We start from the raw sequence: 25,098 nt of genomic DNA on the forward strand, positions 1-25,098 counted from the left end.
ACCATGAAGATTGACATGAAAAAGACCAAAATTGTCTGCACCATCGGTCCGAAGACCGAATCCAAAGAAATGCTGGCCAAAATGCTGGACGCCGGCATGAACGTCATGCGCCTGAACTTCTCCCACGGTGACTACGCCGAGCACGGCAGCCGCATCAGCAACCTGCGCGCTGTAATGGCCGAGACCGGCAAGCACGCAGCTATCCTGCTGGACACCAAGGGTCCGGAAATCCGTACCATGAAGCTGGAAGGCGGCAACGACGTCGCGCTGGTCGCTGGCCAGACTTTCACCTTCACCACCGACCAGACCGTGGTTGGCAACAAAGACAAAGTGGCCGTGACCTATGCAGGTTTCGCCAACGATCTGCGCGTCGGCAACCGCATCCTGGTTGATGACGGCCTGATCGGTCTGGACGTTATCGAAATCACCGAGCGCGAAGTTATCTGTAAAGTGCTGAACAACGGTGACCTGGGCGAGAACAAAGGCGTTAACCTGCCGGGCGTCTCCATCAAGCTGCCGGCCCTGGCCGAGAAAGACAAGCGCGACCTGATCTTCGGTTGCGAGCAAGGCGTTGATTTCGTTGCTGCTTCTTTCATCCGTAAGAAAGAAGACGTTCTGGAAATCCGTGAGCACCTGAAAGCCCACGGTGGCGAGAACATCCAGATCATCTCCAAGATCGAAAACCAGGAAGGTCTGGACAACTTCGACGAGATCCTGGCTGTTTCCGACGGCATCATGGTTGCTCGTGGCGACATGGGTGTAGAGATCCCGGTTGAAGAAGTTATCTTCGCCCAGAAGATGATCATCGCCAAGTGCAACAAAGCCCGCAAAGTGGTTATCACTGCCACCCAGATGCTGGACTCCATGATCAAGAACCCGCGTCCGACCCGCGCCGAAGCTGGTGACGTGGCCAACGCCATCCTAGACGGTACCGACGCAGTGATGCTGTCCGGTGAATCCGCCAAGGGTAAGTACCCACTGGAAGCCGTGACCATCATGGCCACCATCTGCGAGCGTACCGATGCCGTGATGCCGTCCAACCTGTCTGCTGCCAACGACAGCAAGAAGCTGCGCATCACCGAAGCCGTATGTAAAGGCGCCGTAGAGACCTCCGAGAAGCTGGACGCCCCGCTGATCGTGGTTGCTACCGAAGGCGGCAAATCTGCCAAGGCCATTCGCAAGTACTTCCCGAAAGCCTGGATCCTGGCTATCACCACCAACAAGAAAACTGCTGCCCAGCTGGTTCTGACCAAGGGTGTGGTTGCCCACGTGGTTGACAGCATCGCCTCTACCGACGATTTCTATCGCATCGGTAAAGAAGCCGCGCTGGAAATCGGCATGGGTCTGAAAGGTGACGTGGTTGTGATGGTCTCCGGTGCTCTGGTACCGAGCGGCACAACTAACACCGCCTCCGTGCATATACTCTGAGCGGGAGTCGAGTCTTTTTAGTCCCATACTAGACTTAAACATTCTTAGCTAACTTCTAACTACTCAGAACCCGTGATGCACCATATCACGGGTTCTGTATTTCAAGAGGGGGTACGCATATGTTATAAATATGCGCTATCTTACCGCCTTGATATCACTGCAGAAAACGTGGTTTACCACCTTTCCATCTTCTGCGGGGCACTTCCATTTTACCTATGCTTCTGAAGAGCTCATACATCACAGTCAGTAGCATTTCATCAAATTTGAGCAAATAGTTCAGCACATTATGCAATAGCAGATGACGTTCTTCTAAGTCATCGTGATACACCATGCTAATATCGTATATTCCCTACTCCTCAAACTTATTCCTATACGCATTACAGTTGTAATATGTTCTGGGTGCACTGCTCAGTGATTTCCAGCCTTGGCCTAATCGACGCCAAAGGTTAATATCAGTGACGGCGTATCGTTTGTGGGCACGGATGGCGCCAGATAACGGCAAGCATTAAACCTCAGGCCTAGGTTCCAATACGCCAGCGAAGGAGGCGATCCGGGTCGGTTTCGATTACTTCAAAGGCAACCTGAATCGGGTCAGCGCAACGGCCAAGTTCTCCGAGCATGAGTACCATTTGCATGTGGTCGAGCTACATAACTCCGGCCCCAGCACCAAAACCAGTCTGGCCGCGCTGGTGGCGTTTTGTTCCATTCTGATGGGCAAGGCGGTGCAGGAGCAGATGGTGGTGCTGGGTGACATGACGCTAGGCGGTGTGGTCAATCCGGTTGAGGATTTGGCTGGCAGTCTGCAACTGGCAATGGACAGTGGCGGAAAACGAGTATTACTGCCGATGGCGTCAGCCTCGGATATTCCAACCGTACCGGCGGAGATCTTCTCCAAGTTTCAAATCAGCTTTTATGCTGATCCGGTGGATGCCGTCTACAAGGCATTAGGGGTTCAGTAGTCAGCCAAAAAAAGAAGTCTCAGGTAGGGCGAGCTACATGCTCACCCTCTGCCTCAGATTTATCTTTTCGTGGCTTGAACATTACCGCATTCCTGCCGGTAGACATCCAGATAGAGATATCCGTAGCTGGCTTTGGGATTAGCCAGACATACCCATTCCCCTTGCTGCAACGTCACCAATTTATCTTGGTCACTCAGTAGTTCTCCTTGTTGAAAGAGCTTGCTAAGGCGCTCAATAAAACTCGGTATAACGGTATCAATGTCGGTGAGCCATTGCTCGTCAGCATCGCCATAGACGCCGCAGCGATCCCAAAGCAGGGAAACCCTGCTTCGTTCAACAATTGCACGTGCGCCAAAACGTGGTTGAACTTGGGTGTGTAATCCCCAACTCCCTATGGTTCCCATTTTCTGTGTACTCCTAATGATGGTAAGTCGTTGTAGAGCTCACTGCTGGCCATGCCTTCTTCCTCCATGGGCTACCTGACCGGCGTGGTAGTTACAAATTCCCTCGTTCTGCCAGCGACACCACACCCTCAGTACCGACGACCAGATGCTCCAAAATCCGGATATCCACCAGTGCCAGGGCATTCTGTAGGCGCAGGGTGATCTCGATATCTGCCCGGCTGGGTTCCGGGTATCCCGACGGGTGGTTATGCACCAGCATCAGGGCGGCAGCATTGTGGGGCAGTGCTCGCTTGACGACATCGCGGGGGTAGATGGTCGCAGCGGACAGGGTGCCAAGGAACAGTTCCTCGTAGGCCAGGATCCGGTGTTGGTTATCGAGGAACAGTGCCGCAAAAACTTCTCGATCCCGTGTTTGCAGCAGCCCTTGCAGGGCCTGATGGGCCAAGTGTTTATCGGTAATAGCTTCTCCCTTGGCCAGTTTCTGCCGGGCAACAGCTTGGGCGATGGTGAGCAGGTCATCGTCGGTGACAAGGTCAGTCACCCGGTAGGTGCCGGGTTGCTCCCCGGCGGTGAGTTTTTGATGCAACATGATTAGGCTCCATACGCCATCGCCCCACCGCATTGGACGCGGCAGGCTAGGCGAAGTAGTTGGTTAATGGGTTACTGAATGGGGTGTGACCGCAGGCTTGGCTGGCTGTGTTCAGGCCGCCAAGGTGTGCGGGGTGTAGTCGTGTAGCGGAATGTGGTAACTGGTGGCGAGCATGGTGCCTAACTGGGTTAGCCAGCGGTGATCCGGATGATCGCACAGCCATTGCGCCAGTCTGTCACCCCGTTCGTTTTCATAGCGTAGGTAGATAGCGTAACCGGCCACCGGCTGGCCTTGGTCATGCACTGCTTCAATCTGACCATTGTGCTCAAGATAAGCCTCCAGCTCGATGGCGATCACGGCGTTAATCATCTTCGCTCTCCTTGTCGGCGATGGGGTCACTCTCCAGGACATAGCCGCGATGGGTGCAGATGCGCTGCAGGTCAGCCAGGAAACTTGCCAGTACGCGAGGCCGCTCGGTGAGCGGCACGGGTCCAGCTTGGCAACGCCAGAAACAGCGACGTTTGGGGGCGATGCAGATCTCATCTCTCGGCTGGCTCATGGTGTGCCAGTCCTCGGCATTGCTGATGGTGAGCAGTTGCCACTGCACGCCTGACCAACGGACCTGCAGGGTGACTGTGCGGATGTGTGGACTATCCGGTGTCAGGTGCAGCAGCCATCGCTGACTACTGCGGGTGGGGGTTATCTTGGCGTTGGCGACAACTTGTCCCAACCACTGACGTGAGTAGTGGGAGAGCGCTAATTCTTGGCTCATCGTGTCCTCCTAATCTCCTGCGACCGTGACGCTGAAACACTCCAACCGGCAGTAGGCAATGAAGTTGCTCTGCCAGATATCGAACAGCTCCCGCGCTTCGGCCAGCCGCAGCGGTCCCCAGCCCAGCATGGTGTGTTCCCCATCAAGGAAGTTGAAATCGAGCTCCTTGCTGAGCTCGGCATCCGAGCCCAGCCCTTGATAACTGAAGTCGGTGACGTAATCGAACAGCCAGCCATCGAGCCCACGGATCAGCCGGATCTCGACTGGGTGCACGCCGCCTTGAGCGGCACTGTAGCCGGGGTTACGAAAGTTGAAGGTCAGTTGGGTTAAGCGCTCGATGTCGAGCTCGGTTTTAGCGACTTCTTGGTTGAGCAGAACCAGCAAAGCTTGGGCAACGGGCAGGGCAAAGCCCTCCCGGAAAAAGGGAATGGCCATGGTGTACTCCTTGTGGGGGTTAATCTTGGTCGAACAGCTCGCGCATTTTTTTGGCCACACGGGCACGGATCTGTTCATCAATAAAGGCGGCAATGCTGGCGAGAGCTGCACTCAGTACCGCTATGTCATCGGTGAGTCCCATCGGCAACACATCCGGGATCGCATCAATGGGCGATATAAAGTAGGCCAGCGCACTGTAAATCAGGAGCTTGGCCCAAAGCGGCAGATCATCCTTTTGGCTGGTGTAGTAGAGCAACAGGCAGGTCTCGATAAAGGGCCGACCGGCACGTTTGGCAAAGGCCCAGAGTTTGTGCCAAAAGCCTTGGTGATCGAACGGCTCGCATTCAGGGGGAATGCAGGGGGGCATAGTGCGTCTCCTTCAAGAGTGGGTGAATGGCAGAAATAAAAAGAGGAGGCAAATGCCTCCTCTTGGATGGGAATGGGTGTGACCTATTGGTCCCACATCAAGCAGTCAAACTCGGGGGTATTGGTGGCGGGCAGAACTGATGCCACCTCTTGGGTCGGCAGTGCGAGCTGCTTGCCGTCAGCCGTCAAAATTCTGATCGACTTGGCCTTGCGTAGTTTGCCCCACATGTCGAAGAAATTGTTCTCACCGACACGGGACTCGGTCTCATAGGGCGCATCGTATTGGCTGCCATCGACGACGATGGAGAAAGCCTGCCCAGCATAAGAGCCGTACTCCTTGCCCTGCACGGTGGCCGTCATGCTGACCTTGCGGGTGTCATTACAGGCGATATAGAGGTTGTTTTGCTCGTTGACCACCGCCGTGTATTCGCTGGTGCCCTGACCCCAGCCGCTGCTCCAGCGTCCGGCCTCGCCATACGCCATGGCGTTGCCGCACAGCAGCAGTGCTGTTGAGGTAATGAAGAGTTTTTTCATCCCTGTGACTCCTAAAGGCTCAAGGATTTAGATGAGCCATTAACGTGGTTATTTTTTGTAAAGCACGCTGAGTGAGTTATCCACCAAGTGCTTAACGATTTCATAGTCTGGATTGTAAGTGGCGAGATTATGTGCCGCGATGGTGACGGCAGATGCGATCCCGGCTAGACCGGTAATACCGCCAAAGACACTGGCCCCTGCTGCGGCGATCCGGCCCTTGGTATACACCCGGCATTTCAGCCCGGCAGGTTCGATGCTGTTTTCAAGTTTTGTCACAGCGGCGCTCATACGCCCAGATAGCCCCACGACTTCGAAAGATTTTCGTGCACGGATCAGTGAGGCCAGCTTGTCAGTACCTAGATCTTCATAAGTCAGTCTTTCCATGTTTTGTTTCCTTGGTCGTTTAGTAAAAGGGTCTTATGGAGCCCACCTGTTGCGAGTTGGTCACGCTGGTTTATTGGTTGAGGGCCTCGCATCTGTGTCAAATCAGCGCCAATTGCCGTTTGTGGACTCATTAAGTCTTTAGTCTACCTTTTGAGTCCTTGTCGTCAATGGGTCCATGGTCAACCATAGAGGTTGACTGGAGGACCCATGACAGATATCAACCTTGAGCTGTTAGCCAAGAGCGTTGGCAAGGCGATCAGCCACAAGCGTACTCAAGCCGGATTCACGCAAGAGCATGTGGCTGAACACCTCAATATCGGGATGGAAGCCGTCTCTCGAATGGAGCGGGGAATTGTGGTGCCGACCGTGGTGCGGCTGGCGGAGCTCGCTCAACTGTTTGGTTGTGAGCTAGCCGACTTTCTGCGTGAGACCAGTAACCGCCCGACCGAGCAGGGCATTGTGCTGAGCCAGCAACTGGCTCGGCTCGATGATGCTGACCGAACCCTGTTGCTGGAAACGGTAGAACGGTTGGTGGAGCGGTTGGCGCGTCCCCGCTGATCACCCGCCATTCACTGGGGAGGGGATGGGTTCCCTTTCCCCAATTTGTTGGTGAGTGGACTCCTTCTTGGTTGCGGCCTCTGCGGCGTTCTGGTTGCTTGGCTTTGCGGTGCGGCATGCGAAGTAGTCGCCTCCACACCAGCGTTACCATTCGCCGTCTCGTCGCTGTTGGTTTCGGGATAGAACTCCTCCAGCAGCATCGGTACCTCTTCATCAATATCCTCAAACTGGCCGTTACGCAGCAGCTCACGAGCGGCTTGCTCCATCTGGTCGATTGCAAGGCCTGCCTCCTGGTCACGCTGGGCCGCCTCCTGTGCGAGCCTGACAGCCTCGGTCAGGTTGGTTTCCTCCCGCAAGGTTAAATCCACGTAGTAGACCGGGGTGCGGTAGGACTGGGTGGTGCTCTTGGCCCGCAGCCGTAGAGTGAGCGGCAGATAGCGGGTATGGCCCCCGCTCACAGCCTCCAGGTACTTCAGTCGAGCCGCCAGAGTGCGCACCGAGTTGTAGCCGGTGGTGCGGAAGATAAAGCTACCCAGCTCATCCCCTTGCCCCTCCACAAACAGGTTCAGTCGACCGTACAGCTTGCAGCCCTGTTGCCCTGCAAAGGCGCAGCGCTCTGGTCCAGGGCAGCTGACTTCCTCCATGCCTTGCGCCCCCACTCGTCTCGCCACCTCCCCATTCCCGACACACAACGGCCTGCCGGTTTGACGGTCAAAGGCGCTATATTCCGCCCGCAGATTCAAGTCGCTATCGTTGAACAGCACCCGTACCGGAATGGCGCGGATCTTGGTCTGCTCCTGCCCTTGGCTACTTTTTTGCGATGAGTAGTGTTGATGCAGGGGATGGAGCAACCATCCCCCTTTTTGTTGTATCTGGGTGGTGAGGGTGAAACTGTCGTCCTTCTCCGGTACCCACTTATCTTGTTTTTGCACCAGCTTGCCGATGCAGACCCGCCCGATCACGGGCGGGGTTATCGCCAGTCCTTTGATCATGGTGTTTGCCTCAAGGGTTGAATGGTGAAACGGCGCACGCCGGGCACCGGTTTGACGTAACGGGTGAGCAGGTCGGGATGATCCTGACCGAGCTTATCGAGATCCGGCGCCAGCCGGTCTTTACTGCGTTTCCAGGTGATCTTGCCGTCGGCAAACAGCCCGGCTGTCGCTTCACCCAAAGTGGCTTGCAGCCGCTGTTTGAGTTGTGACTCCTGCAGCTCGACGGCTTCCTTTTGCTCGCGCAATCTCAATAGCTCGCCAAACAGCTGGTTGAACTCGGGGGAATCGGAGAGATCCACCGTCTGGCCATCGTCACGCGGAAACAGCCAGCTCAGGGCATTGGCGGCATCACTGGATCCATCAGGCTCAGGCTGTTGGTCTTGTTGCACCATTTGCCAGAACTGTGCTTCCCGCTCGGTGAGATCCTGGATCTTCTCCTCATCGCGCTCGATGCGGTAAATCCGGAAATCCTGGCCGCCGATGAGCACTGCCACCTCAGCCCAGGCATGGCCGGTGACGGCCAGTTGATGCAGCACCTGACACTGGTAAGCCACCGGCACCCCTTCCTCCCACTGTGGGGCGCTGTGATAGCTGGCGGTCTTGATCTCCAGAATGCCCGGCCCATCGGGATGGCCGATTACCTCCCGGTCGAGGTTGGCGAGCATGAAGGGTTGCTCGGGGTGCTGCAGTACCGCATTGACCCGGCGCACCTTATAGCCGGTGCGTTTGGCGTAGACCTGCGCCAGCACAGGTTCCAGTTCGATACCCCACAGCACAGCTTCCTTGTGAGAGATATCCTCCGGCTCCTTGCGGCCAGTCTTCTCCAACCACAGGCTGAGTGGACATTTGTAGGGGGAGAGCCCCACAGCCACGGCGGCATCGGAAGAACCAATGCCGAGCTTGCGGATAGCGAGCCACTGCTCGCGGGTTAATTGAGTAGTGGAGGCCAGTCGCAGGGCCTGGCCGTATTTGGCTTTTGCTTTCATGACGACTCCTGGTTGACGGCATAAATGGCTACGCCCGGATTGGCTTGCGCCAGTCCGGGTGAGGTCGTTATGCGGCTGAATTGGGAAAGAGGAATTACTGCAGCAGAGTGAGTGCCTGATTCAGGGCTTGGGATTTGAGTTGGGCGCCCTGACCAAACCAGGCGGAATCAAGCCGGTGATCCTGGCTGCGAGCACGGCGATGGTGATCCACGTATTCCGTTACCGCATTGACCAGCCCCCAGGCGGTATTGCGGGAGCTGACAAGTTCTGAGCCCATGCCTGCGCCCTGATAGAGCTCATGCAGCCGTTGTACCGGCTTGGTGAGGATGATGTTCTCCTCATCCAGCGGTTGCGCCAACAGGTCGCTGAAAAAGCGCAGTGCCTCTTCGGGGGCGACGGGCCGCTGTGCCAGCGCCTTGGTCTGTGCCTTGAACTCATCCCAATGGGAGAGCCCCAGCCCGAGCGACTCTTTGACGGTCGCAGCATCGAACTGAGTGGAGTGGGGCACCTTGATGGCTCCGGTAGCGCTGCGCAGTGCCATCTGCAGGGTGTTGTTGCAGACTACTCGCAGCGAGGTGAACTGCGCCGTAGTGCAGAGTGTGCCGTCGCAGCTGGTCGCCAGCAGCAGATAGGACTTTACCAAGTCATTGCCTTTGAGTTTTAGGTCCTGGCCGGTCTTAGCCAGTGCCCACAGCTTGCGGCCACCTTTGAGCGAGCCCGCGGTCTCCAGCTCAAAACCACCGGCTTCCACTAGGTCTTGATAGAAGTGCAGCACCTCGTGAGGCTGTACCACGTTATAGCGACGAGAGACGACGGATAGAGGCTCCAGATTATCAGAGCGGTACAAAACCTTGCTGTCTGAATAAGGGCGAATATGGAGTGCATCGGAGGCGACGTTAAACATTACGTCACTCTGCTCAATAGTCCAATTCATCCCGGCAGCCTGTAGCCATATATCGAGGGACTGTTGCGGGTGCAAAACATTGCCAAGGCCATGCCAAGGGGTTTGGCCGGTATAGGCCATGGTGTCGATCAGGTGAGCCATATCTCCTCCAAGAATTGCGAAATGCAGACATCAGCCTGCTAACTCATGGGGGTGATGTAGGTTTGAAAGATTATTGAATAGGATTCATTTGCCATTAAATGCTCATTATTTCAAGGGGCGTTACAGCATGATGGTGTTGTGCAATGAACTGCGCTGGAGGGGTACGGAGAGGGGTACGAGGCCAAAAACGACCAAGGGGTTAGCACCATGATGATGCCAACCCCTTGTTTTATATGGCGCTCCCGACTGGAGTCGAACCAGTGGCCTGTCCCTTAGGAGGGGACCGCTCTATCCTGCTGAGCTACGGGAGCTGTGTGGCGGGCATTATACAAGAAGCAACTCCCTTTTAAACCCTTGATTCTTATTCCAATACTGCCAAATCCCCATTCTGGATGTTAAACGGCGAATATTTGTTCTGGCTGCTGATGATGGCGCCATCGTCGAACACCTGCACCACTTCGAAGAGTCCGTCGGCCGGGTTGCGCATCATGCGCGACTTGCCGTAGGGGTCGATGAAGTCGGCGTTGTGCTGGATGCGGAACTGGTCGCCGACTTTGACACCATTGCGCCGTCCCAGATTGATGTAGGGGCCGCGTTCGTTCTGGCCGACCACCCGGGCGGTGACCGGGGCGCAGGTGAGCTGGGCTACCAGATCCTGAGCCGCCTGTTGCAACTGGTAGTTGACCTCTTGGCCATAACTTGACTGCCAGAACTGGCCGCTGCTGCTGCCCACTTGCTCCCGCTTGCCAAAGGTCCAGGTGGCGCGCCCTTCGTAGACCTTGCGGTTGACCAGACTGCCGTTGATGCCATCGAACAGGTAGAGCTGCATGCGAAAGTTGCGTACGGGATCCTCATACCAGCTGGTCAGCTGGTTGCCTTGCGGCTCTATGGAAAGATCATCGATGCTGCCGAGCAGCAGATACTGGCTGTCGGTACGCAGGCTGAGCGCCTTGATCTCCTCGAGGGCGCTGCGATCTCCCTGTTGCAGATGCAGCGGATCGATGCGCAGGTTTTCGTCCAGCCACTGGCGCACCGCGACCCCTTGTGGCGCATTGGCGAGAGTTTCGAATAGCCGGCGCGAGAGGTTTTCCGGCATGTCGTCCATGGCGCCGTAGCTGGCTTGGTCCGGATAGCGCATCCGCAGCCGCACCAGTGTCAAATCCTTGGCGAAGTGCTGGGTCTGGCAGATCTGGCGCTCGGCCTGAATGTCGGCCACTAGCGTGATATACATGCGGCCGTTGCGCACCTCTTCCCGCTTGAGCCGATATTGGCGAATGTCGCCGCCGGAGCGGATTTGGATCTGCTCGGATCGCAGGCTGCCATTTTCCAGACGCTGGACGCTGGAGACGGCGGCGCCGCTGGCCAGCAGCGCCTGACGCAGGGCGTCGCGGGTCGCCTGCTCGCGGGCATAGACCTCATCGCCCCCCAGAATGGCGGCGCTGCCCTGTGCTTCGATAAGCTCGGCGCGGGCGCTCAGGCTGGCCAGAAGCAGGGTCAACAGCAGCGGTAATTTCATAGCAGATACCTTGAGTTGGCGGGCAGCCGAGCCATTTTGAGGAAATGACGCCTGCTGGCCGACATGGATCACAACACGTTCCAAGTGGCAGCGCATGTTGGCGCTGACGATGTCCATTAAAAAGCAAGAATCATGCCTCATTCCCGGCTCAAGCTTTGTCCGGCGCGTCCGATAATAAGTCAGGTGCAGATACAGGAAAGGTATCCATGAACAAACTCATCACGGCGTTGGCGCTCGCCCTGGCATTGACCGGGTGTGGCTCCGACCCTATCAATCGGGATCAGGGTGACCCCCGCCAGGCGGCGCAGGGGATGGAGCTCAACTGGCTGGTGGCGCGCATGACCGATCAGCTGATGGAGCGCAAATCGCTGACCACTCTGACCGAACCCATCGCGGTGGCCTCTTTCGTCGATCTCGACACCCTACAGGATACCAACTGGATGGGGCAGCAGATTGAGGAGAGCTTTATCTACGAGCTCAACCGTCGCGGCGAGGTGGTGGTGGACTTCAAGCTGACCGGCAGCATCAAGGTGACGCCGCAGGGGGACTTCGTGCTGAGCCGAAACTACAAGGAGCTCTCTTCCCGTTTGCCGATCTCCCGTATTCTGGTCGGCACCTTCAGCCGCAATAGCAAGGGGATCCTGGTCAACGCCCGCGTTATCGACATGCGCACCAAGATGGTGGAGACCACTGCCCAGAGCCTGATCCCGCAAAAATATCTGTTCGGTGCCAACAACTCGTTTGGTCGGGCATCGATCAATCGAGGTTATCTGATGCGTGACAGTCAGGCCCGGCCGGGCGGTCATCTGGTCAACCTGACCCCGTGAGGAGCGAGTCATGAAGATTCTGTTTGGTTGCCTGTTGGCACTCTTGCTCGCCGGTTGCAGCGGTAACCGGGTGGTGGATTACACCCAGGGTGGCAAGCCCGATAATTTTCCGGTGCTCAAGGCGGTGGGCTATGCGGTGATCGACATCCAGCCCGGCCCCTCCCAGTCGGAGAAGATGCTGCAAGCCATTCGCGCTTCCAAGATGGATGCTTATCGCGAGCTGGCCGAGCAGCTCAATGGCCAGCAAGTGCGCGGCCAGAGCAGCTACCGCGACCTGACCCAGACCTCCAACTCGCTGGATGTGTCGGTCGCCGGTGTGGTGCGTGGTGCCCGGGTGGTTGCCTCTTATCCGCGCGGCAATACCTATGCCACCGAGATGGAGCTCGATACCCGTGCCCTCTACAACATCAACCAGCTGATGGCCGGTCAGTTCTGAGTTGATGGGCTTGCCGTGAAAACCGGCATCAAAACAAAAGGCGAGCAGGGGGCTCGCCTTTTGTCGTTGTGGGCTGGTTAGCTCCCCATCAGCACCGGCGGCACTGCGGTGGGTTTCACATCCTCGCTCGGGTAGCAGCCCAGCACCTTGATATAGCGGGTGATCTTGGTCAGCTCCACCAGTGCGGCCTGCATCGCCGGGGTCTGCAGGTTGGCGGAGACATCCAGATAGAACATCTCTTCCCACGGGTTGCCCTGCACCGGACGGGACTCCAGCTTGGTCATGTTGATCTCGTGGTTGCGCAGTACCAGCAGCGCTTCGACCAGCGAACCCGGTTTCTGGGAGGTGGACATGATGAGGGTGGTCTTGGCCGGGATCTGCGGCGCCACGTCGATGGGCTTGCGCGCCACCACGATAAAGCGGCTGTAGTTCTCCTTCTGGTTGGCGAGCTGCTCGGCCAGCACATCCAGGCCATACAGTTCGCCACCGGCGGCGCTGCCGATGGCGGCGGCCTCCGGGCTGGCCAGTTCTTTCACCTTCATCATGGCACTGGAGGAGGAGTCGCAGATCTCGTGACGCGCCCCTTCCAGCTTGCTCAGATAGTGGGAGCACTGCTGGAACACCTGCGGGTGGGCATAGAAGGTCTTGATGCGGCTCAGCTCGGTCGGTACGGCGGTGAGAATGCAGTGCTCGATGGGGTAGGTGAGCTCGCCGACGATGGAGAGGCTGGTGTGCTGCATCACATCATAGACTTCGTTGATGGAGCCCGAGCTGGTGTTTTCGATGGGCAGCACGCCAAAGGCGGCGCGGCCCGACTCCACCGCATCCAGTACTTCACGGAAGTTCTGGCAGTTCACCTCGATCACCTGATCCTTGTAGCGCGCCAGATATTTGCGGGCGGCCAGGCTGGAGTAGGAACCGCGCGGCCCCAGATAGGCGACGCTGGTCATCGGCTCCTGTTGCTCCGGGTTGAGCAGGCTCTGCAGATAGGCCTGCTGGGAGAGCACAGAGTCTTCGATGATGGTGTGATAGATGCGAGTGATGTACTGGGCATCCAACCCAAGCACGCGCCCTTTCTGGATCAGGGCGACCAGCAGCTCCTGCTCCCGCTGGTGGTCACGAATGGGGCGCGGGTTGGCTTGCTTGGCACGGGCGACCTCGATGCTGAGGGTCTTGCGTTTCGCCAGCAGGGCAAGCAGCTCCTGATCCAACCGGGTGATGTCTTGTCTGATCTCGTCGAGCGTTGCCATGATTGTTCCCTATCCAAGTAATCGATTGATATTAATGCAAAAAAAAGCCTCCGCTAGGGGAGGCTCGATTCGTCTTTGCTTTCTGTTCACACGACGACAGGCCTTCCCTCAAGCGGGCCGGATAAACGAGAAAGCAAAGAAGAATGGTGCGTGCATAGGTGTGTCCTTGAAGTAACGCCTAACCATTAAGGGATTTGCCGCTGCGATGCAAGTAAAACTTGCCCGCAGGCGGGGATGGGGGCAGGGTATCCGGTTAAGAAAATGGCGTATGAGCGATGTTCTATTGACTCTGTTTTGATGACTGACACCCAGTGGGGGAGGTAAAGACGATGGCGATTATTTTCGATCTGGGACGGGTGGTGGTGAGCTGGGATCCGGTAGACATAGTGCGTTCGGTGCGTGGCCCGCAAGGGGCCGAACAGTTGGCCGAGCTGCTTTTTAACCACCCGGATTGGCTGGAGGTGGACAGAGGCACCATGTCGCTCCACACCATGGCCCGGGAAGCGCAAGCGCGCACCGGCCTCTCGACGGCGGAGAATCTGGCCATTTTACAGGCAGTTCCCGCTTCCCTGCTGCCAGATCCCGCTATGCTAACCCTGATAGCCGAGCTGCACGGGGCGGGGCACACCTTGTATGCCCTCTCCAACATGGGTCATGCCAGCATTGACTGGCTGGAGCAGCATCAGGATTTCTGGCGCTTCTTCAGCGGCAAGGTGGTCTCGGCGCGGGTGCGGATGATGAAGCCGGAGCCGGATATCTACCGCTATCTGCTGGTGTCGTTCGATCTGAAACCGGCAGAGTGCCTCTTCATCGATGACAGTCCCGCCAACATCGCGGCCGCCGAGGCCCTCGGTATCAGGGGGATCGTCTTTACCGACGCGGCGAGTTGCCGCCAGCAACTGGGTGAGCTGGGCTGTTTGCCCGCCACCGGCAGGGGGTGATGCCCCTCTAGGAGCACTATGGAGCATGGCCGGTTTCGCAATTGGCTCAGTCACTATCCCGAGGCGACCCTGATCATCGCCTGCAAGGATGGCAGCGGTTATCAGCTCTGTGTTGAGGCAGAAGGGGAGTGCCTCTGCCTGACCGACAGTGAGGGAGGGCGCTTGACCTTCACCTCGCTGGATCAGGCGCAGGGTTTCTTGCGAGCCCATCGGGTTCACCAAGCAAGATTACGAATTTATGACGCCCAAAATGAAGATTTAGCAGCAGAATCACAGGAAATAATCATCAAGTTTTAATTTTAACCAGACTCTTTAAGGGTCTATTCAGTTTGTTTGCCGCACAATACTGCACCTGTTCATCATCCGGAGCTGTTTAATGGGTGCCAATGTAGTTGTACTGAATCAGGGATATGATCACTCTTTTCAAGCCAGGGAACAGCTGCTGATTGAGCGACTGGCAAGTTTTGACGAGCTGGTTGTCTCTTTTTCGGGACGGTTGGAATCCTGCTACAGCATCGAGCTGTGCCGCGCTGCCGGTGTGAAAATCCACGCAATTACCCTCGATAATCCGACCCGCAGTCGTAGCGAAGTGGCCCGTGCCCGCCGTTATTGCCAGCGTTATGGCATAGATCACTGGGTCATCAAGAGTGACGAGATCGTCTTTTGCGATCGCCTGCCAAATATTGAAGGGCTGATCGACCCGGTTCGCCGCATTGGTGAGTATGTGCAGACTCGTCCGGAATGGGCTCATCTGCCGTTGCTGGTTCCGGCAGCGGTGGAGGAGCGTGATGATTATCTTGCCCAGTTCGGGTCTCTGCCTGCCAACTCCATCTGGTTTTTTGCCGACAACGGATTGATGCGCCGCGATTATCGTTACGGCTTCAACAAGCGTCAGCTCGGTCGTTGGGGCAAGGGGAGCAACGGTTGCCTCAGCAATCGCTTCACCAATCCACGGCAGCTTGAGCAGCGTTATCTGCGAATGGTGGATCAGGCCGAGCAGATGCTGGCCGACATGGGGCTGGACGAGGCACAGGTCTTTTTCCATACCCTGTGCGACTGCTCCACCACCCTGGCCCGGGTGCGTCTGCCCGAGCATCAGCGTGCGCAGGCCTTTGATATGCAATCGGATATTTTGTCCGCCCTCAAGGGGAGCAAGTTCGATCTGGTGACCCTGGATATGGCACAGAAAGAGCGGCACGATCTCGCCATCTAGCCTGCGGGCAAGCAATGCGGGTGCCAGAACGTGAGTGCCGTCATAGGCAAGGGGCGACGGGACTGTTTATACTGTCGCCCTTTCACCCGTTACCGAGCTTCGCCTTATGAAACCCTTCTCCCGTCTGCTGATTGCCCTGTGCCTCTCCCCCGTACTGGCGCAGGCAGCCCCTCTTTCTCAGGTGACGCTGCCCGATGGTCGGCAGGTTCAGCTTAACGACGACTTCACCTGGGAGTATCTGGTGGTCAAACCGGCCGAGTCCGTACAGGGCGTGGCTACTGATGGGAAGGCTGGTGCCGTGGTGGCCGTCGCTGCTCCGGTGCTGACCGATCAGGCCAAGGCCAATCCGGAACTGCTTGCCCAGATGGCGCGTGACGGTGTGGTGGTCAAGCTGGACAAGATCGAGGGATCTGACCCGCTGGTGCTGACCTTTATGGTGAGCAATACCGGCACCCGCAATGTGGTCGGGGTGCGTGGCATGGTGACCCTGTTCAGTGCTGACGGAGTGCAGCTGAGCCGTCAGGAGGCCCGCTTCTGGGTTGCCGAGAACCGCCTGCCGGAAACCTATCTGCGCAAGGGGCAAGCCCGCCCGTCACTGGCCCTCGAGATCCCCCGTCCTGCCGGATTGACTAGTCAGCCGCTGGTGCGGGTCGAAATTGACGAGGTGGTCTTCCGCTGATTTGGCGTTGTTCCGGCCCATGCAAACCGTGTGGGCCGGCAACTTGTTGCCGCTGACACCCCCTGCAATATCTGCTTACATCTGACATGGTTCTGCAACAGCTTGCAGCTCGGCAAGCCGGGAACCTGATCGCACAATGACTCCATACCAGCTCGCTAGCAACGGGCCCAATCACATGGAGTTATCATCATGAAAAAAGCAACTGTCTCTCTTCTGGTTCTGGCCGGGTTTGCCTCTACTTCCGTCATGGCGCAGGATGCCTTTAGCTACGCCAAGGGTTCCGCCACCTGGGCGCACACCAAATCCGACTATCTCAGCGGTACCTTCAGCAATGACAGCAAAGGAACCCGTGATTTTGGCGGTCTGAGCCTGGATCTCTCCAAGAGCTTCGGTTCCAATTTCTATGGTCGCGGCAGCACTGAATACACCTCTCGCAGCAACGGCAACGACAGCATGTCGATCTCCAGCATCGGTGTCGGTGTCTTTACTCCGCTGAGCACGGGTCTGAACCTCTACGGTGAAACCGGTGTGACCGGCTACATGCTGGAGCGTGAACTTGCCAGCGATATCGCTAACAAAGGGTGGGATGCTGTTGCTCGCAAAGATAGCGGCAGCATGTACGGTGAAGTGGGTCTGCGCTACGACATCGGCAATGTCGAGCTCTCCACTGCCTACCGCTACGCCAACATGACCGACGATATGCACGACTTCAAGGTGGGCGGTGCCTACAAGCTCAACCAGAACTGGGCGCTGACTGCCGATTACACCTATCGCAACTGGGATCTGCAAAAAGGTTCCATCTCCAGCCTGGGTGTGAAGTACAGCTTCTAATTTTCCTTCCCGTAGTCCGTAGTGTCTTGATTTTTACCCATGGCGTTCGCCATGGGTTTTTTCTTTTTCCGGTGATCCCTTTTTTCTCCTTGTGTCGTATCAGTCGCAAATAGTTATACAACTTTCATTTTTTTGTATAACTGCTATAACTGAATCAATGCTTATACAAGGGGCGTCATCATGTACAAGATTAAAGTCGGTATCAGTGCCTGCCTGCTGGGACAAGAGGTACGTTTTGATGGGGGCCACAAGCGCTCCAGCTTCTGTGAACGGGATCTTGGCGCTCACTTTGACTATCACCCCGTCTGTCCCGAGATGGCCATTGGCCTCGGTGCGCCCCGTGCCGCCATCCGGCTGGTCAAGCGCAACGGCGAGATCCGCGCCGAGGCGAGCAACGGCAGCTTCGATGTCACCGAAAAGCTGATTGCCTTCAGCGAGCAGAAGGCACGTCAGCTCGACTTTATCTCCGGTTATATCCTCTGTGCCAAATCACCCAGCTGCGGTATGGAGCGGGTCAAGGTCTATGGCGCCAACAACGAGGGCAGCGCCAAGGAGGGGATCGGCCTCTTTGCCAAGGCGTTGATGGAGGCCAACCCCCTGCTGCCAGTAGAGGAAGATGGCCGCCTGTGCGACCCCATCCTGCGGGAGAACTTCGTGCTGCGGGTCTTCGCCTACCATGACTGGCAGCAACTCTGCGCCCGCGGCATTACCGCCTCTGCGCTGATCCGCTTCCACTCACGCTACAAGTATCTGGTGCTCTCCCATGCCACCACCCACTACCGGGCGCTCGGCAAGCTGCTCGGCAATCTGGGCAAGTCCACCAATTTGCAGGAGGTGGCCGACAACTACATCAAGGGATTGATGACGGCGCTGACCCTGCGAGCCAACCGCCGCAGTCACACCAATGTGCTGATGCACCTGCAGGGTTACTTCAAGCGGGTGCTGACCCCGGCCCAGAAGCAGGAGCTGGCCGATACCATCGACAAGTACCGCACCGGCATCTTCCCCTTGCTGGTGCCGCTCACCCTGATCCGTCACTACCTGCGCGAGTACCCCAATCCCTACCTCGCCGAGCAGGTTTATCTCAATCCGCACCCCGATACGCTCAAATTGCGTTACGGGCTCTGAACCCGCTCTGTTGCCCCGGTGCATGATTTGCACCGGGCGCTTTACACCTCTGTTTGATGGACGTTGTATGTCTGATTTATCGCAAGAAGTTGCTCATCTCGCTGATGAGGGGATCTACCCCATTCGCGAGGTCTCCCGCCTCACCGGCGTCAACGCCGTGACCCTGCGAGCCTGGCAGCGCCGCTATGGTCTGGTGCAACCGGCCCGCACCGAAAAGGGCCACCGCCTCTACAGCGAGCAGGATATCCGCCAAATCGGCGAGATCCTGAGCTGGCTGGAGCGGGGAGTGAGTATCGGGCAGGTAAAGGGGCTCCTGAGCGAACCCCATTCCGAGCCAGTGAGCGATCACTGGCAGCAGACCCTGGAGCAGTTCAGCCAGGCGCTGCTCGCCTTCAATCAGCGCAAGGCGGAGGCCGAGCTTAACGATCTGCTGGCGAGCTACCCGTTCGAACTGGTGCGCAGCCGGGTACTGCAACCGCTGGTGGAGCGGCTGCTGGGGCTGTGGCGCGAGCGGCCCGATGGCGAGTTGCTGCAACAGGTGTGGCTGGGCTGGCTCCATACCCGCTTCGCCCGTCACCTGATCGAGCAGGAGAAGGGCGTGCCGATCACGCTGGCGAGCTGGGGACTGCTTGGCCCCCTCGATCTGGTCTGGGCCGCCTACGAGTTGATCGGTCAGGGCTATGAGGTGCAACTGCTGGGGGCGGTCGAGCCGCGCCATGCCAGCTTGCTGGAGGGGCGTGCGGCCACTCCCTGGCTGGTGCTGCTGGGGGCCGGGCTTGGCAAACAGGAGCTGGCCGCCGGGTGGCCCGCAGGTACGCGCCTGTTTGGCGAGCTGGGGCGCCTCTACGATGATGAGTGGCTTAAAGCCCACGGCTGGCAGGCGAGCCTTGCCGAGCTGATAGTGGACGCACCAGCTGCGGCTGGCGCCAGCGGACGCGGGAGGAAAAAGTCATGAGACTGGTCTGGTTGCGCAATGATCTGCGCCTTGCCGACAACCCCGCGCTGCGGCATGCCTGCGCCGGTGATGAGCCGGTCGCTGCGCTCTTTATCGTCTCCCCCACCCAGTGGCGGCAGCACAAGATGGCCCCGATTCGTCAGCGCTTTATGCTGGCACAAGTGGATGAGCTGGGCCGTGAGCTGGCGGCGCTTGGTATCCCGCTCCATTTGCTGCGAGTGGAGACTTTTGCCGAGGCGCCCGCTGCGTTGGCAGACCTCTGCCGCGAGCTGGGGGTGACCCAGCTCTACGCCAATCAGGCTATCGAGATCGATGAGCAGCGTCGCGATCATGCCGTCAGCGCCGCACTGGCAGAGCAGGCAGTGAGCTGTCACTGGCTCAACGGCTGCTGCGTATTGCCACCGGGGCGGGTGTTGACCGGATCGGGTGAGATGTTCAAGGTGTTCACCCCTTTCAGCCGAGCCTGGCTCAAGGCCCTCGATGAAGAGGGGTTTGTCATTCATCGCGCTCCTGCGTCCCGTGGCGAGTCGTTGCCGTGGCAACCGCTAGCCGAGCGGGAGTGGGTCGATGAAGCGCTCGGCGAGCTGACGGCGGATCCCCGCTGGCCAGTGGGCGAGGTGGAAGCTCTGCGTCGTTTGAACATTTTTTTGGAGCAGGCAGTGCTTGACTATGGCGAGACCCGGGATTTTCCTGCCATCGCAGGCACGTCCGTGCTCTCCCCCTATCTGGCGGCGGGCATCATCAGCCCCCGTCAGTGCGTGGCGGCGCTCCAGCAGCGGCTCGGCTATCGGCCCCAGTCGAATGCCCAGCCCGGCTTTGTCTGGCTCAATGAGCTGGTCTGGCGCGAGTTCTATCGCCATCTGCTGGTGCTGATCCCGACCCTCTCCATGAATCGCCCCTTCAAACCCGAGACGGCAGCGCTGCCGTGGAGCTGGGATCCGGATGCCTTCGCCGCCTGGTGCGAGGGACGAACCGGCTACCCCATCGTCGATGCGGCGATGCGCTGCCTCAACGCCACCGGCTGGATGCACAACCGGTTGAGAATGATAGTGGCGAGCTTTCTCACCAAGGATCTCCATATCCACTGGCGGCTCGGGGAGGATTACTTCATGAGTCGGCTCATCGATGGGGATCTGGCGGCCAACAACGGCGGCTGGCAGTGGGCGGCGGGTACCGGCGCCGATGCGGCGCCCTATTTTCGGGTCTTCAATCCCACCACTCAGGGGCAACGATTTGATCCACAAGGGGAGTTTATCCGTACCTGGGTAACTGAACTTGCCGATATTCCTGCCGCTTATGTGCATCAGCCCCACGACTGGCTGCGACTCAAGGGGCGACAGGATTATCCGGCTCCCATGGTGGATCACGCCGTTGCCCGGGTGAGAGCCATCGAGATGTTTCGCTCTCTGGAGAAATAGGATGAACGAGCCGCTGGCCCGCTTTATTGGCCTCTATCAGCAACTGGACAAACAGCAGTTGCACCGCTTGCCCGAGGTCTATGCCGAACAGGTGGTCTTTACCGATCCGGCTCACCGCATTGAGGGGCTGGCGGCTCTTGGCGACTATTTTGCCGCCCTCTATCAGCGCCTCGCTTACTGTCGTTTCGTCATCACCAGTCAGCAGCAGCAAGGGCAGCAGGCCTGGCTCGGCTGGACCATGACCTTCTCTCACCCCAGATTGCGTGGTGGTGAGCCGGTGACGGTGGAGGGGGCCACCCGCCTCGAATTCGACGAGGCGGGCAAGGTGTGCCAGCACCGGGACTATTTTGACCTGGGCGCCATGCTCTACGAGCAGTTGCCGCTGCTCGGGCCCGTGGTGCGCACTATCAAGGGGAGGCTCGGCGCATGAGTGGCCGGGTGCTTATCACCGGGGCGACCTCCGGCATCGGTCGCCAGTTGGCGCTGGATTACCGGCGGGCAGGCTGGCAGGTGTGGGGCTGTGGCCGCGATGGCGAACGGCTGCAGGAGTTGGGGCTGCACGGCATTACCCCGCTGCAGTTCGATGCCCGGGATCTGGCCGCAATGAGCGGGGTGGCTGCTACGCTGCCGTCCCTCGATCTGCTGATCCTCAACGCAGGCAACTGCGAGTACATGGATGTCGGCGAGGGGTTTGACAGCGAGCTGTTTGCCCGGGTGATTGAGACCAATCTGACCGCCACCGGCCATGCGCTGGCCGCCTTCTTGCCGTTGCTCGGGGCGGGATCACGGCTGGCCATCGTCAGCTCGTCGGTGAGCTGGCTGCCGCTGCCTCGGGCTGAGGCGTATGGCGCCTCCAAGGCTGCCCTCGACTATCTGGCGGATACCTTGCGTCTCGATTTGGCCAGCAAAGGGATCGGGGTGACCCTGATCCGCCCCGGCTTTGTCCAGACGCCGCTCACCGCCAAAAATGATTTTCCCATGCCCTGCCTGGTGACGGTGGAAGAGGCCTCCCGCGCCATCATGGACGGGTTGACCGCTGGTCGTCACCAGATCCACTTTCCCCGCCGTTTCATCTGGTTGTTGCGCCTGCTTGGTGCGCTGCCGGTGGGGCTCTGGCTGCGCCTTGGCCGCGCACTCGTATCGAAAGGAAGCCATTCATGAAGAAAAAGATCGCCATCATCGGTTCAGGGATCTCGGGGCTTACCGCCGGTTTTCTGCTCCACAAACTCCATGAAATAACCCTGTTTGAGGCGGCGCCGACCCTGGGTGGTCACACCGCCACTGTCGATGTGAATCAGGCTGGTCACAGCTATGCCATCGACACTGGCTTTATCGTCTTCAACGATCGTACCTACCCCAACTTCTTGAAGTTGCTGGCGCGGATCGGCATGGCGCGGCAACCGGCCGAGATGAGCTTCTCGGTGAAAAGCCCGGAAGGGCTGGAGTACAACGGCCATAACCTCGACACCCTGTTTGCCCAGCGCAGCAATCTGCTAAGCCCCCGTTTCTATGGCTTCGTCGCCGAGATCCTGCGTTTCAACCGGGAGGCGCGGGCCTGGCTGGCCGATGGTCAACATCAGGGCGCGGGCCCCGAGCTGACCCTGGGAGACTTTCTGCTGGCGGGGGAGTTTAGCGACTACTTCGCCCGTCACTACATCTTGCCGATGGGGGCGGCGATCTGGTCATCGACCCTGGCCGATATGCGCTCCTTTCCCCTTGGTTTCTTCCTGCGCTTTTTTGCCAACCACGGCCTGCTGGATGTGGCCAATCGCCCCCAGTGGTACGTGATCCCGGGTGGATCGCGGGAATATATCGGCCCCCTTACGGCGGGTTGGCAGTCGCAGATCCGCCTCGCCTGTCCGGTGCAGAGCGTGCGGCGGGACGCGGACGGCGTGGTGATCCAGAGCAGTTACGGCGAGGAGCAGTTTGACGAGGTGATCTTCGCCTGCCACAGCGATCAGGCGCTGGCGCTGCTGGCGGATCCCAGCGAGTGGGAGCAGGCCATCCTTGGCGACATGCCCTATCAGGCCAACGATGTCTGGCTCCATACCGATGCGCGCTGCCTGCCCACTCGCCGCAAGGCATGGGCCAGCTGGAACTATCAGCTCGATGGCAACGACGAGGCGCGGCCGCTGGTGAGCTACAACATGAATATCCTGCAGGGGGTGATCTCGCCAGAGCCCTTCTGCGTCAGCCTCAACCCCAAGGGCAAGGTGGATGAGAGCAAGGTGCTGCGCCGCTTCGTCTACCACCATCCGGTGTTCAATCAGGCCTCCATCGCCGCCCAGCAGCGCCGTGCGGAGATCTGCGGCCAGCAGCATACCCACTTCTGCGGTGCCTACTGGTACAACGGCTTCCATGAGGATGGGGTACGCAGCGCGCTGGATGTCGCCAGGCGCTTCGGGGCTGAGCTATGAACGGCGCCACCGTGGCCACCGAACATGAGTGTGCCGACGAACTGGCCGGCGTCACCAGCGCCATCTGGCAGGGTTCGGTGCGCCACCGCCGTTTTGCGCCGCGGGCTCACGCCTTCTCCTACAGCCTTTTTATGCTGGGACTGGATCTCGACGAGCTGCCGCAGCTCGATCAGGGGCGCTGGTTCGGGGTGGAGCGGGTTGGGCTGCTCTCGTTTCACCGCCATGACTATCTCAAGGGCAGCGAGGGGAGCCTCAAGCAGGCTGTGTGGCAAAAGGTGAGCGATCTGGGTGGCGATGCCGAGCCCGATGGGCGGGTACTGCTGCTCGGTAATGTGCGCTGTCTGGGGTTCTACTTCAGCCCGGTCAACTTCTACTTCTGCTACCGGCAGGGCGAGGCGCGCTATCTGCTGGCAGAGGTGTCGAACACCCCCTGGAACGAGCGTCACTACTACCTGCTGGATTTGGCGGCGCTGGCACCCCATGACAAGGATTTTCACGTCTCCCCCTTTATGGGGCTGGCGATGCGTTATCACTGGCGGATCAGGCCGCCCGCGCAGGAGACACTGATCCACATCGAGAGTCATCCCGTATCCGGTGAAGCCAAGCTGTTTGAGGCAACCCTGGCGCTCACTCGCGAACCCTTGTCGCGCAAGGGGTTGGTGGCCCTGCTGGCCCGCTGGCCATGGATGACCATGAAGGTGCTGCTCGGGATCTACTGGCAGGCCCTGCGTCTATTTATCAAACGAACCCCGATTTTTACCCATCCGGAGAGCCGCTAATGGAACTTGCTCAATCAACCCTCTCTGCCTCTTTCATCGACAAGGGGGCAAGACAACTGCTGTTCAATCTGCTGGGTCGCCTCGAACATGGCCAGCTGCTGCTGCGGGATGGCGGTGAGCGCCACAGCTTGGGCGTCGCGGGTACCGATCTGCATGCCGAACTGGTGGTGCAGGATCCGGCCTTCTATCGTCGCCTGTTGCTGGGGGGCAGCATTGCCGCTGGGGAAACCTGGGTGGAGGGGCTCTGGACCAGCCCGGACCCGGTGGCGCTGGTGCGGCTGCTGGCCCGCAACCTGACCCTGCTCGACTCCCTCGAGCGGCGCCTTGGCTGGCTCAGTTTCCCCTTCAACAAGGTGCGTCACTGGCTCAACCGCAATACTCTAACCGGTTCGCGCTCCAACATCGCCGCCCACTACGATCTCGGCAATACCCTCTATCAGGGGTTTCTCGACAGCCATATGCAGTACTCGAGCGCCATCTATCCGAGCGCCGAGGCCACTTTGGAAGAGGGGCAGCAGGCCAAGCTGCGCACCATCTGCGAGCGGCTCGAGTTAGGGCCTGACGATCATCTGCTGGAGATCGGCACCGGCTGGGGTGGCCTTGCTGTCTATGCCGCCCGCCACTATGGCTGCCGGGTGACCACCACGACTATCTCCCGGGCCCAGCATGACTATGCCAAGGAGTGGATTACGCGGGAGGGGCTGGGGGATCGCATCACCTTGCTGCTGGAGGATTACCGCAAGCTGGAGGGGACGTATGACAAGCTGGTCTCCATCGAGATGATCGAGGCGGTAGGCCACGCCTTCCTGCCCGACTATTTCCGCCAGTTGTCACGGCTGCTCAAGCCCGGTGGCCGTCTGCTCATCCAGGCCATCACTATTGCCGATCAGCGCCATGCCCAGTATCTGCGCGGAGTCGATTTCATCCAGCGCTACATTTTCCCTGGTGGCTGCCTGCCGAGCGTCTCCCAGATGGCGGGGTTGCTGGCGCGGGAGACCGACATGCAGCTGGTGCGGCTGCATGATCACGGCCATCACTATGCCCGTACCCTGGCTCACTGGTGCGATCGCTTTCTGGCGTTGGCGCCCGAGCTGCCCAAGCTCGGTTACAGCCAGGATTTCATCCGGTTGTGGCACTTCTACTTTGCCTATTGCGAGGGGGGATTCTGGGAGCGCACCATCAGTCTGGTGCAGCTGGAGGCCGCCAAGCCAGGGCCCGCTGGCTGGTCGGGTGATGTGCCAGTAAGCGGTCACTGA

General features: G+C 58.8%; 31 protein-coding genes, 1 tRNA gene and 1 other annotated feature. Of the genes, 18 read left to right on the forward strand and 14 right to left on the reverse strand.

The annotated features are described in order from the left end of the window. Nucleotides 1-15 precede the first annotated feature (15 nt). Both pykF and AB5Z02_RS15145 read left to right on the forward strand, forming a co-directional pair. The gene (gene pykF / locus AB5Z02_RS15140) at nt 16-1,428 is read left to right on the forward strand and encodes a pyruvate kinase PykF (RefSeq protein ID WP_100654852.1); all 1,413 of its coding nucleotides are present in this window, start codon (nt 16-18) and stop codon (nt 1,426-1,428) included. Between the two features lie 548 nt (nt 1,429-1,976). Further along, on the forward strand, nt 1,977-2,387 hold the full coding sequence (locus tag AB5Z02_RS15145) for a S16 family serine protease (RefSeq protein WP_257726137.1): 411 nt from the start codon (nt 1,977-1,979) through the stop codon (nt 2,385-2,387). 59 nt (nt 2,388-2,446) lie between these two features. On the opposite strand, the gene AB5Z02_RS15150 is transcribed toward AB5Z02_RS15145, so the two are convergent. From AB5Z02_RS15150 to AB5Z02_RS15185, 8 genes are all read right to left on the reverse strand, one after another. Then, nucleotides 2,447-2,791, reverse strand: a complete 345-nt coding sequence (locus AB5Z02_RS15150; protein WP_082177875.1) for a type IV toxin-antitoxin system YeeU family antitoxin — start codon at nt 2,789-2,791, stop codon at nt 2,447-2,449. Between the two features lie 91 nt (nt 2,792-2,882). Beyond that, nucleotides 2,883-3,380 (reverse strand): DNA repair protein RadC, encoded by a 498-nt coding sequence (gene radC / locus AB5Z02_RS15155; protein ID WP_168176951.1) that lies wholly within the window; start codon nt 3,378-3,380, stop codon nt 2,883-2,885. Between the two features lie 111 nt (nt 3,381-3,491). Next, nucleotides 3,492-3,749: a hypothetical protein gene (locus AB5Z02_RS15160; RefSeq protein ID WP_100654382.1), complete on the reverse strand. Its 258-nt coding sequence runs from the start codon at nt 3,747-3,749 to the stop codon at nt 3,492-3,494. Further along, entirely contained in the window at nt 3,742-4,152 is a 411-nt protein-coding gene (locus AB5Z02_RS15165; protein WP_100654381.1) for a hypothetical protein, read from the reverse strand. The genes AB5Z02_RS15160 and AB5Z02_RS15165 overlap by 8 nt, the downstream gene beginning before the upstream one ends. Before the next feature lie 9 nt (nt 4,153-4,161). After that, nucleotides 4,162-4,587 carry a DUF2787 domain-containing protein gene (locus AB5Z02_RS15170; protein WP_100654380.1) on the reverse strand — a complete coding sequence of 142 codons (426 nt, stop codon included), beginning with the start codon at nt 4,585-4,587 and terminating at the stop codon, nt 4,162-4,164. Between the two features lie 19 nt (nt 4,588-4,606). After that, nucleotides 4,607-4,954, reverse strand: coding sequence for a YkvA family protein (locus AB5Z02_RS15175; RefSeq protein WP_100654379.1), 348 nt, complete (start codon nt 4,952-4,954; stop codon nt 4,607-4,609). A gap of 83 nt (nt 4,955-5,037) precedes the next feature. After that, nucleotides 5,038-5,487, reverse strand: coding sequence for a hypothetical protein (locus AB5Z02_RS15180; protein WP_100654378.1), 450 nt, complete (start codon nt 5,485-5,487; stop codon nt 5,038-5,040). A 48-nt stretch (nt 5,488-5,535) separates the two neighbouring features. Next, the gene (locus tag AB5Z02_RS15185; protein WP_042658366.1) at nt 5,536-5,871 is read right to left on the reverse strand and encodes a hypothetical protein; all 336 of its coding nucleotides are present in this window, start codon (nt 5,869-5,871) and stop codon (nt 5,536-5,538) included. A 207-nt stretch (nt 5,872-6,078) separates the two neighbouring features. On the opposite strand from AB5Z02_RS15185, the gene AB5Z02_RS15190 reads away from it, so the two are divergent. After that, the gene (locus AB5Z02_RS15190) at nt 6,079-6,429 is read left to right on the forward strand and encodes a helix-turn-helix domain-containing protein (protein WP_101530889.1); all 351 of its coding nucleotides are present in this window, start codon (nt 6,079-6,081) and stop codon (nt 6,427-6,429) included. 11 nt (nt 6,430-6,440) lie between these two features. Here the strand turns inward: AB5Z02_RS15190 and AB5Z02_RS15195 are convergent, their stop codons facing one another. From AB5Z02_RS15195 to AB5Z02_RS15215, 5 genes are all read right to left on the reverse strand, one after another. Then, nucleotides 6,441-7,421 (reverse strand): hypothetical protein, encoded by a 981-nt coding sequence (locus AB5Z02_RS15195; RefSeq protein WP_100654376.1) that lies wholly within the window; start codon nt 7,419-7,421, stop codon nt 6,441-6,443. After that, a complete protein-coding gene (locus tag AB5Z02_RS15200; RefSeq protein ID WP_100654375.1) occupies nt 7,418-8,407 on the reverse strand; it encodes a YqaJ viral recombinase family protein in 990 nt (329 codons plus the stop codon). The genes AB5Z02_RS15195 and AB5Z02_RS15200 overlap by 4 nt, the downstream gene beginning before the upstream one ends. 94 nt (nt 8,408-8,501) lie before the next feature. After that, complete coding sequence (locus AB5Z02_RS15205) at nt 8,502-9,452, reverse strand: DUF932 domain-containing protein (RefSeq protein ID WP_144716201.1); 951 nt, start codon at nt 9,450-9,452, stop codon at nt 8,502-8,504. Between the two features lie 234 nt (nt 9,453-9,686). Beyond that, a tRNA-Arg gene (locus AB5Z02_RS15210) sits at nt 9,687-9,763 on the reverse strand. 50 nt (nt 9,764-9,813) lie between these two features. After that, on the reverse strand, nt 9,814-10,968 hold the full coding sequence (locus tag AB5Z02_RS15215; protein ID WP_231720675.1) for a flagellar assembly protein FlgT: 1,155 nt from the start codon (nt 10,966-10,968) through the stop codon (nt 9,814-9,816). 206 nt (nt 10,969-11,174) lie between these two features. Between AB5Z02_RS15215 and AB5Z02_RS15220 the strand changes: the two genes are divergently transcribed. Both AB5Z02_RS15220 and AB5Z02_RS15225 read left to right on the forward strand, forming a co-directional pair. After that, a complete protein-coding gene (locus AB5Z02_RS15220) occupies nt 11,175-11,795 on the forward strand; it encodes a FlgO family outer membrane protein (RefSeq protein WP_005338718.1) in 621 nt (206 codons plus the stop codon). Nucleotides 11,796-11,805: 10 nt separating this feature from the next. Then, complete coding sequence (locus tag AB5Z02_RS15225) at nt 11,806-12,231, forward strand: LPP20 family lipoprotein (protein ID WP_231720676.1); 426 nt, start codon at nt 11,806-11,808, stop codon at nt 12,229-12,231. 77 nt (nt 12,232-12,308) lie between these two features. On the opposite strand, the gene pheA is transcribed toward AB5Z02_RS15225, so the two are convergent. Beyond that, the gene (pheA, locus tag AB5Z02_RS15230; RefSeq protein WP_021230338.1) at nt 12,309-13,481 is read right to left on the reverse strand and encodes a prephenate dehydratase; all 1,173 of its coding nucleotides are present in this window, start codon (nt 13,479-13,481) and stop codon (nt 12,309-12,311) included. 38 nt (nt 13,482-13,519) lie between these two features. After that, nucleotides 13,520-13,641: a sequence feature (Phe leader region), on the reverse strand. A gap of 169 nt (nt 13,642-13,810) precedes the next feature. On the opposite strand from pheA, the gene AB5Z02_RS15235 reads away from it, so the two are divergent. The 13 genes from AB5Z02_RS15235 to AB5Z02_RS15295 all read left to right on the forward strand — a co-directional run bounded on the left by AB5Z02_RS15235 (nt 13,811) and on the right by AB5Z02_RS15295 (nt 25,098). After that, the gene (locus AB5Z02_RS15235; protein ID WP_279464445.1) at nt 13,811-14,422 is read left to right on the forward strand and encodes an HAD family phosphatase; all 612 of its coding nucleotides are present in this window, start codon (nt 13,811-13,813) and stop codon (nt 14,420-14,422) included. Between the two features lie 18 nt (nt 14,423-14,440). Then, complete coding sequence (locus AB5Z02_RS15240; protein WP_005338699.1) at nt 14,441-14,719, forward strand: DUF6482 family protein; 279 nt, start codon at nt 14,441-14,443, stop codon at nt 14,717-14,719. Between the two features lie 79 nt (nt 14,720-14,798). Then, nucleotides 14,799-15,635, forward strand: coding sequence for a hypothetical protein (locus tag AB5Z02_RS15245; protein WP_019445107.1), 837 nt, complete (start codon nt 14,799-14,801; stop codon nt 15,633-15,635). A gap of 106 nt (nt 15,636-15,741) precedes the next feature. Further along, nucleotides 15,742-16,314 (forward strand): DUF3157 family protein, encoded by a 573-nt coding sequence (locus tag AB5Z02_RS15250; protein WP_323929759.1) that lies wholly within the window; start codon nt 15,742-15,744, stop codon nt 16,312-16,314. A gap of 189 nt (nt 16,315-16,503) precedes the next feature. Further along, nucleotides 16,504-17,145, forward strand: a complete 642-nt coding sequence (locus AB5Z02_RS15255; RefSeq protein WP_042080712.1) for an autotransporter — start codon at nt 16,504-16,506, stop codon at nt 17,143-17,145. A gap of 180 nt (nt 17,146-17,325) precedes the next feature. Further along, the gene (locus AB5Z02_RS15260; protein ID WP_005343644.1) at nt 17,326-18,273 is read left to right on the forward strand and encodes a DUF523 and DUF1722 domain-containing protein; all 948 of its coding nucleotides are present in this window, start codon (nt 17,326-17,328) and stop codon (nt 18,271-18,273) included. A 67-nt stretch (nt 18,274-18,340) separates the two neighbouring features. After that, complete coding sequence (locus AB5Z02_RS15265; protein WP_368216370.1) at nt 18,341-19,228, forward strand: MerR family transcriptional regulator; 888 nt, start codon at nt 18,341-18,343, stop codon at nt 19,226-19,228. After that, nucleotides 19,225-20,646, forward strand: coding sequence for a deoxyribodipyrimidine photo-lyase (phrB, locus tag AB5Z02_RS15270; RefSeq protein ID WP_368216371.1), 1,422 nt, complete (start codon nt 19,225-19,227; stop codon nt 20,644-20,646). Before AB5Z02_RS15265 ends, phrB begins: the two co-directional genes overlap by 4 nt. 1 nt (nt 20,647) lies before the next feature. Beyond that, nucleotides 20,648-21,076 carry a nuclear transport factor 2 family protein gene (locus AB5Z02_RS15275; RefSeq protein WP_139408012.1) on the forward strand — a complete coding sequence of 143 codons (429 nt, stop codon included), beginning with the start codon at nt 20,648-20,650 and terminating at the stop codon, nt 21,074-21,076. Beyond that, complete coding sequence (locus tag AB5Z02_RS15280) at nt 21,073-21,807, forward strand: SDR family NAD(P)-dependent oxidoreductase (RefSeq protein ID WP_368216372.1); 735 nt, start codon at nt 21,073-21,075, stop codon at nt 21,805-21,807. Before AB5Z02_RS15275 ends, AB5Z02_RS15280 begins: the two co-directional genes overlap by 4 nt. Continuing rightward, nucleotides 21,804-23,063 carry an NAD(P)/FAD-dependent oxidoreductase gene (locus tag AB5Z02_RS15285; protein ID WP_368216374.1) on the forward strand — a complete coding sequence of 420 codons (1,260 nt, stop codon included), beginning with the start codon at nt 21,804-21,806 and terminating at the stop codon, nt 23,061-23,063. The genes AB5Z02_RS15280 and AB5Z02_RS15285 overlap by 4 nt, the downstream gene beginning before the upstream one ends. Then, nucleotides 23,060-23,842 (forward strand): DUF1365 domain-containing protein, encoded by a 783-nt coding sequence (locus AB5Z02_RS15290; protein ID WP_368216375.1) that lies wholly within the window; start codon nt 23,060-23,062, stop codon nt 23,840-23,842. Before AB5Z02_RS15285 ends, AB5Z02_RS15290 begins: the two co-directional genes overlap by 4 nt. Next, entirely contained in the window at nt 23,842-25,098 is a 1,257-nt protein-coding gene (locus AB5Z02_RS15295; protein WP_368216377.1) for a class I SAM-dependent methyltransferase, read from the forward strand. The genes AB5Z02_RS15290 and AB5Z02_RS15295 overlap by 1 nt, the downstream gene beginning before the upstream one ends.

The sequence above is a fragment of the Aeromonas sp. R2-3 genome (genome assembly GCF_040908375.1).
Classification (GTDB): domain Bacteria; phylum Pseudomonadota; class Gammaproteobacteria; order Enterobacterales; family Aeromonadaceae; genus Aeromonas; species Aeromonas veronii.